This window comes from Longimicrobium sp., assembly GCF_036280135.1.
In the GTDB taxonomy this organism is placed as follows: domain Bacteria; phylum Gemmatimonadota; class Gemmatimonadetes; order Longimicrobiales; family Longimicrobiaceae; genus Longimicrobium.
On record NZ_DASURI010000558.1, the window covers coordinates 1 to 3,213 of the forward strand.

General features: G+C 72.6%; 3 protein-coding genes. 2 read left to right on the plus strand and 1 reads right to left on the minus strand.

Features of this window, described 5'->3' with window-relative positions:
• Positions 1-413 precede the first annotated feature (413 nt).
• Positions 414-1,571 (plus strand): hypothetical protein, encoded by a 1,158-nt coding sequence (locus VFZ20_RS18075; protein WP_329685324.1) that lies wholly within the window; start codon positions 414-416, stop codon positions 1,569-1,571.
• A 6-nt stretch (positions 1,572-1,577) separates the two neighbouring features.
• Here the strand turns inward: VFZ20_RS18075 and VFZ20_RS18080 are convergent, their stop codons facing one another.
• Positions 1,578-2,177 (minus strand): metal-dependent hydrolase, encoded by a 600-nt coding sequence (locus tag VFZ20_RS18080; RefSeq protein WP_329685325.1) that lies wholly within the window; start codon positions 2,175-2,177, stop codon positions 1,578-1,580.
• A 438-nt stretch (positions 2,178-2,615) separates the two neighbouring features.
• On the opposite strand from VFZ20_RS18080, the gene VFZ20_RS18085 reads away from it, so the two are divergent.
• Positions 2,616-3,213, plus strand: a 598-nt coding sequence (locus VFZ20_RS18085; RefSeq protein WP_329685326.1) for a hypothetical protein, incomplete at its 3' end; no start/stop codon positions are given.

The window sequence follows — 3,213 nt, forward strand, 5'->3', positions numbered from 1 at the left end:
CGCTCCCGGTGCACGGGGGCGGGGCCGATGTGCGTCCGGACGAAGATCGCGACGGAGCGACTGAAGTCGCCGCAACCACCGCGGAAAGCCTCGCAAACTGCGCGAGGCTTCACCCGGCCGGGCCGCCGCCCCGGTGCACTCCGGCGACCCCTCGCTGGGGCAGTCCGCGCAGGCGGACTTCGTGCCTTTCCAGCGGCGATTTCAATCGCTCGGCGTGAGGACGGCGTCATCTGCATGGGCCCTGTCTCCGCAGGATGCCCATCATCGCCGATCCTCATCATCCGGTCCGCCGACGGCCCTCCTCCGCCACCTCCCCGACTTGCCCCCGCGCCGCATCCGCCCCAACATCCCGGCTTCGCGTAGCACGCATCCAAGAATCGCCGTCCGCAGCGCAGAACCGAGCCGTATCGCCGATGTCCACGCCCCCCGCCGAAGCGCTTCGCGCCGAGCTGCTCGCCGTCATCGCGGCGGGAACGCACGCGGCGCTGCCGGACGACGCGTTCGACCGGCTGGCGCGGGCCGTCTTCGCGCACCAGTTCGCCTGCAACCGGCCGTATCGCCTGTTCTGCGAGCGGCGCGGCGCATCACCCGACACCGTCGCGCGCTGGACGGATGTCCCCGCCGTCCCCACGGACGCGTTCAAGGCCGCCGCGCTCGTCTGCGGCGATCCGACGGAGATCGAGTCCGCGGCGCGCGCGGCGGAGGTACATCGATCCGCCGCCGTATTCCGCACGAGCGGCACGACGCTGGGCGCGGAACAGCGCGGCACGCACTACGTCCCCGACCTGGCGCTGTACGACGCCGCGCTGCGGGCCGGGTTCCGCGCGCAGCTGCTGCCGGAGAATGAGCGGATGCGGATGATCTCGCTCGTCCCGCCGCCGTCCGCCGTGCCCGACTCGTCGCTGTCGCACATGGCGGGCGCCGTGCTGGCGGACTTCGGGACGGCGGAGAGCGGATGGTACGTGTCGCCCGACGGCGGCATCGACCACGCGGGGCTCGCGGATGCCTTGCGCGCGGCGGAGTCTGCCGATGCGCCCGTCTGCATCCTGGGGACGGCGTTCGCGCTCGTCCACTGGCTGGACACCCTGGCGGACGCGGGCACCCGCTTTCGCCTGCCGCCCGGCTCGCGGCTGATGGACACGGGCGGCTTCAAGGGCCGCTCGCGCGAGGTCACGCGCGAGGAGCTGTACGGCGCCGTGGAGGACCGGCTGGGCATCCCCCACGCGTGGTGCGTGAACGAGTACGGGATGACGGAGATGTCGTCGCAGTTCTACGACGGCGCGGCCGGCGCGGCGTCCGCCCCCGCCGCGCGCCTGCACGCCGGCCCGCCCTGGGTGCGCACGCAGACCACGGATCCCGAGACGCTGCGTCCCCTGCCCCACGGCGAGGTGGGCGTGCTGCGCCACCTCGACCTGGCGAACCTCGACTCCGTGATGGCCATCCAGACGGCGGACCTGGGCGTCACCTCGCCGGAGGGCTTCCGCGTGCTGGGCCGCGCCCGCGGCGCCGAGGCCCGCGGCTGCTCGCTGGCCATGGACGACCTGCTGACGGCCATCCGCCGGGGCCGCTGAACGAAGTCACTCCTCCGATTCTGCCCGCCGGCGGCGGATGGCGGACGCCACCATCAGCAGCGCGACGAAGAAGCCGGCCGCCATCAGCGTCTGCACGATCAGGTTGATGAGGGGCTGGCCCCGCAGCACGTTCATGGCCGTGTCCACGACGCCGTTGCCGTCCACGGGCACCTTGGGGAACAGCTTGCCGATGGAATACGGATGCGCTCCCGTGAACGGCCAGCCCAGCATGAGGTTGGTGGGTCCGCTCTCGTCCAGCAGGTCCACCAGCATGTGCGACGCGTACGACAGCCCCGCGATGAGCGCCCACCGTCCGCCGCCCAGCGAGTAGCCCGCCAGCGCCACGATCACGGCGGCCAGGATGCTGTGCGAGAACGTGCCGTGCAGCGCCCCGCCCACGCCGCGCAGGATGCCGATGATGATGTCCGCGTCCGGCCCGGCGGCCAGCACGGCGGCGATGGGCCACACGAGCCGGCGCGGCGGCGGGTTGCGCAGGGTGGCGCGGGCCACCTCGGCCATGCCGGCGCCGATGAGCATGTGTGCGGGGGGAAAGGCCACGGAACGGCAGTGCGAAAGTGCGAGAGTGCGAAAGTTGGCCTCGCGCATGGCACCATCCGCGCCGCCACGCCCTGTCCCGAGCCGCAGTTCTCCCCCTCCCCCGCGAAACAGGGGCCGGGGGAGGGGGTCCTCCGCGGGCGAGACACACTCCGCTCATGAAGCAGAGACCCGGAGCCCACGAGCCGTTCTCCCCCTCTCCGCGAGGAACGAGCGGGGAGAGGCCGGGGGAGGGGCGGGTTGCTGCCGGCGCGATCCGTCCCTCACCACGTCGAAGTTCTCCCTTCCCCCGTTGAGTTCATGGGGGAAGGGCCGGGGCTGGAGGGCGCTCCGCCCGCGCCCGAAATCCGCCTCCCTTTCTCGAGCCCAATCCGCGCCTCCCCCGCCCCATCCTGCCACCGCGCCGCCCCGCACCTTGCGTCGGCACCGGTCGTGCGAACAGATTGGGCGGCTTTTCCCGAGCACGTCCCTGTACCCGAACCTCCCGGAATGAGCAGGACCGCCGCCCGCCGATCCGCCGGCCCCGACGCGCCCAGCGTGACGCCCGTCTTTCCGCTCATCCTCCTGGAAACCATGCGCGACATGGACAAACCGGAGGAGGTGCTGGAAGGCGAGGACCTCACCGCGAGCATGCCCCGCCGGCTGGGCCTGAGCGACGTGGTGTACCTGCAGATCCACAAGTTCCGCGAAGAGACCAAGAAGAAGCGGCTGCAGACGCCCAGTACCGTGGCGGACCTCATCCGCCTGGTCATTCGCCGTCCCGACGCCGACGAGATCTTCGAAGAGGCCGGCCGCCGCGTGGCGCGCCGCGCGTGGGAGGAAAAGTCCGGCGTGGCGCGCAGCTCGCTCAAGCTCATGCCCGCGGGCATGCGCATGCGCGCCGCGGCCAAGGGCGCGCGGCGCCTGCTGCGCGAGCTGGCCGGCAGCGCCGAGGTGCGGGTGAACGCCCGTCCTTTCTCCGCCCGCCTGCGCGGCTGCCTGACGGCCGAGGCGGACCCGGGCGGCGCCGCCTGCGCGTTCTACAACGGCGTGCTGGCGGAGGTCATGACGCAGTACACCGGCCGCCGCCACAGCGTGCAGCACCCCC